Source organism: Psychrobacter sp. Ps6, from assembly GCF_022129235.1.
Taxonomy (GTDB): Bacteria; Pseudomonadota; Gammaproteobacteria; order Pseudomonadales; family Moraxellaceae; genus Psychrobacter.
Map to the genome: position 1 here is coordinate 458 of NZ_JADQAI010000028.1, position 4,010 is coordinate 4,467.

2 protein-coding genes and 1 pseudogene are annotated in these 4,010 nt (G+C 43.4%); all 3 read right to left on the bottom strand.

Translation table 11 applies throughout. The features are described from left to right. Window positions 1-735: pseudogene (locus I3255_RS13190) on the bottom strand (hypothetical protein); the annotation flags it as partial. A gap of 19 nt (window positions 736-754) precedes the next feature. Further along, complete coding sequence (locus I3255_RS13195; protein ID WP_238039223.1) at window positions 755-3,646, bottom strand: SNF2-related protein; 2,892 nt, start codon at window positions 3,644-3,646, stop codon at window positions 755-757. After that, entirely contained in the window at window positions 3,639-3,812 is a 174-nt protein-coding gene (locus I3255_RS13200; protein ID WP_238039224.1) for a helix-turn-helix domain-containing protein, read from the bottom strand. The genes I3255_RS13195 and I3255_RS13200 overlap by 8 nt, the downstream gene beginning before the upstream one ends. Window positions 3,813-4,010 lie beyond the last annotated feature (198 nt).

Sequence of the window (4,010 nt, forward strand, 5' to 3'; positions counted from 1 at the left end):
AACGAGCTCTTCATTCTCGACGCTTTCGCCATTAACGAGCTCGGTCGTTTTTACAACTTCAACTGCTTGATAGGCTTGTTCATACTCTTCACCATCCTCATCAAGTTTGGTGCGAGTATGCGGTTCAATCATCACAAAGCGACGATCGGCATCATTATCTTTACGATTGTCTTTGGCTGTATCTGCTGCCAATAACTTAAAGCTTACCTTACGACCATCATCTAATTTAAATGAGTAATTGGCGAAGTTCTCGCCGCTTTTAATGTAATACTGATCTTTATTTGCCCAATGCAGCATGACTTCTTCGCCCGCATAAGGGATCGCATAGGTGTCACCTTTGTAACGACGCTTGCTGATAAAGTCGCCATTATCGTAGTAGCGAGAAAAAAACGTTAGCAGATGAGAGAAAACAGCATTTTCATGCTCGTTAGCCCCTGAAGCCGCTGCCGCCAACTGGCCCTTCAATTCCTGCACTTTAGGACTTTGATCTGATTCAAAGCCAGCATCTGTCGCGGCTTTAATCGCTGCTTGCAATTGCTGCTCAAGATCAGCCTTATTTGCATTGCCAGCATCAGCCAGTGCAGACTGAATTTTGGCCTTGAGCTTGTTATCTAGATAGTCGTTTATCTCGTCAGCACGTGCATTGAGGATACGATAGATACCAAAGTCTAGCTCTGGACGGTCAATCTGAAAAATTTCTTTTAGCTTTTTGGTTAGCTCGTTGTACTTACTCATTGTTTTCTCTTTAAAATTATTAAATCACTTGCCAACGGATGGTGAATAATTCTGTGACTTCTGTCTTTTGCTTCATTCGCGCTTCAAGCGCAGCGATTAATTCGTCTCGCTTATCTGCGATCTCATCTTCAATATCGAAGATCTCCATGCGCTGCCGTTTTTGCTGGCGTTCAAGCTTTTGCAGTTTCTCTTGGTTCAGTTTCTGCTCTTCAACGGTAAGTGCATGCCGAGAATCGCGTTTTACCGATTTAATTTGAGCTTTGATATCCCGCAGTGCCTCTTCAGCAGCAAACATCTTATCTTCTGCCCACTTTTCCAACTTGTCCCGCTCAACCTCAAACAATGCATTGTTTTGCTCCATCACTTCTGCAAGTTTGGCCTCAACCTGCCTGTTTTTTTGTGCCGCCAAGTCAACGGGTAAAGAATGAACGTCAGCACAATCACGGGGATTGTTTACGGTTGCACCTAAGCTAAACAGCCTCTTGCAAGCCTCGCTGTCTACAAGCTGACCATTGTCTGTTCGAGCGGTAAACAGCAAAAACTCTTGGCGGTTGAATGCATCGACAGCCAGCATATTTAGAGTTAACCATCCCGATTGACCTTTCAGTTTTTCAGCAACGGAAACCTTAGTCGCATGATTGGTGCAATCGAAAACAAGCTCTGTATTGCTGGTTTCCTGCGATTTTGCCGCATCAATAACATATTCACCTAAAGGATGATTAATCCGGTAGGCAAAGCTGTGATGATCCTGGGCTTGTAGTTCATTGTCTCCTTGTCCCGCCTTTCTGAGCAACTGATATTGACCAACAGGCAGCTGATTGACTGACTTTTGAAGCGTAAATCGATAGTTGTCCTGGTCAAAGATGGCTTGCTCTTTTAGCTGATGGTGAGTAACTGCCCAAAACCAGCGACCAACTTTATCTAAACGCTCTTTAGCCTCATCCAGTTTAATTTTTAGGATGTCGTGAATATCTTCATCAAAATGCTCAAGCAGCTGCGCTTGCGTCTTTTGCATCTTGTTATTGATTTCATCCTCTAGTTCCTTTTGCAGCGAAGAGAACGCCGCCTCAATCTCGTCTGGCGTACGGCAAGACTCGTAAATCGATTGAATACGTTTTTCGAAATCAACCCCGCTTTCGATACTACCAAGCACACTGTCCGAGGCACCAAACACACCATCAAAAAGATTAAACTTTTCTGTCAGCAGTTCGAGCACTCGCTGATCTGCCTGGTTTCGTTGATTAAGGAAGTTAACGACAACAACATCAAACTTTTGCCCGTAGCGATGACAACGACCGATTCGCTGCTCAACACGTTGAGGGTTCCAAGGCAAATCATAATTTATCAGTAGCGAACAGAACTGGAGGTTAACACCTTCAGCAGCAGCCTCTGTCGCAATCATAATTTCTGAATGATCTTTAAAATGGTCGATGAGCGCTGAACGTTTATCGATTTGAGCAGAACCAGTGATCCGAGACGAACCTTGATACTCTTCCCGCCATTGCTGATAGATTTTGTTAGCTTGAGGTGTGTTATTGGTACCACTAAAGGTCACTACCTTGCCCAAGTAACCATTGCTTTCTAAAAATTGGGCAAGGTACTGCTGAGTGCGCATCGACTCTGTAAAGATGATGACTTTTTTCGCAGCACCCATTTCTGCCAATTGCGCAAAGCCTTTTTCTAACCCAATCAGTAACTCTTTTGACTTAGTATCAATGCCAATCAGTTCGGCTTTAGTAATCAGCAGCTCTAACTCAGCAATTTCAGCCTGTAGCACGGTAAGATCAACCAGCTTGTTCTCTTGAGCTTCAGATGTACGATCAAACTCCTCAACAAAATCGTCTTCTAGATCATCGTCTGTAATAATCTGTTGAACTATATCGATTTCACTTACATCTGCCTCGCCTTTTGCTAGCTTTTCCAAACGGTGCTTGAGGATTTGCAAATTGTTCAGTACCGCCTTTGTACTCGATGACAGGAGCTTTCTCAGGATCAAGCCTGTTAAATGTCTATGCCGCTTTGGTAAGGCGTAGCTATCTTCACGTTCAAGTAGTAGCTGAACACGATCGTACAAATCTTGTTCTTGCTCACTAGGGTAAAACGGGATTGTGATTGCTTTGCGTTCTGTGTATTTGATGTACTCTAGTACGTTTTTGCGTAGTGTGCGTTTTACAAATCCCGATAGACGTTCTTTTAACTCTAACGTGTCGCTGTCAGCTTGCATGAACTGCTTTCGAAACGCTTTAGAATCACCAAAAGTATGCTCGTCGATCAATGTCGACATGCCATACAGTTCCATCAATGAGTTCTGTAGCGGTGTAGCAGTAAGCAACAATTTTTTACGACCATCTAAAGCACGTTTAAGCGCCTGACCCATCTTGTTACTTTCGCGATGAGCATTTCTTAACTTGTGAGCTTCATCAATAACCACCAGGTCCCACATCTCAGCCACCAGCTTGTCTTCTAACCTTGCTGCATAGTGGTAAGACATAATGACGATTTGCTTGTTATTAAGTGGGTTATAAATGCCTGCTTTTTGCAGCTGATTATAGGTTTTGGCATCAATTACTTGCGATGGCAGGTTGAACTTCTCTAACAGCTCACTGGCCCACTGACGTCTCAATGACGCAGGGCAAATAATCAACAGCTTTCGTTTACGTTCAGCCCAGTACTGACAAAGTACCAAACCCGCCTCAATCGTTTTTCCCAGACCTACTTCATCAGCGAGCACCACACCTTTACTTAGTGGGTTTTCAATTGCAAAAAGCGCCGCTTCAATTTGGTGTGGGTTTAGATCGACACTTGCATCAAACAACGACTGCGACAATCTATCAACACCGTTGTTGGCATGAAGAATGGAAAGCTCATGAGCGAAGTATTTTGCATGGTATGGCGTGATATTGTTAAGCATCCTTTTGGCTCTCTATCCACTTTTCTAAGTCGTCTTTCTTGAAGCGCCAAGAGCCACCAACTTTGAAGCCAGGTAGCTTGCCCTCACTCGCAAGTCGGTAAGCCGTTTTCTCTGCAAGCTTCAAGTAAGCGGCCACTTCCTTGAGCGTTAATATTTGGTCATCCATTGCTGAGTGTTTTCTCTAAGCTTAAATAGATAAATTGAATTATGAGAGAATAAGGGAAAATTGGGGAATGGACAATGATCTAAGCCTAATTATGCAATTAATTGTTATTTAGTGAATCTGTATAAGTAGATGGTGGAATATTCCACCATCTACATTTATGTTCACTCGCCCCTTTCTGCTACCTTTTGCTTAATCCAT

What these genes read in the sequence shown, in the direction of transcription:
- I3255_RS13195 (WP_238039223.1), bottom strand. Translation starts at nt 3,646, where the DNA reads ATGCTTAACAATATCACGCCATACCATGCAAAATACTTCGCTCATGAG.
- I3255_RS13200 (WP_238039224.1), bottom strand. Translation starts at nt 3,812, where the DNA reads ATGGATGACCAAATATTAACGCTCAAGGAAGTGGCCGCTTACTTGAAG.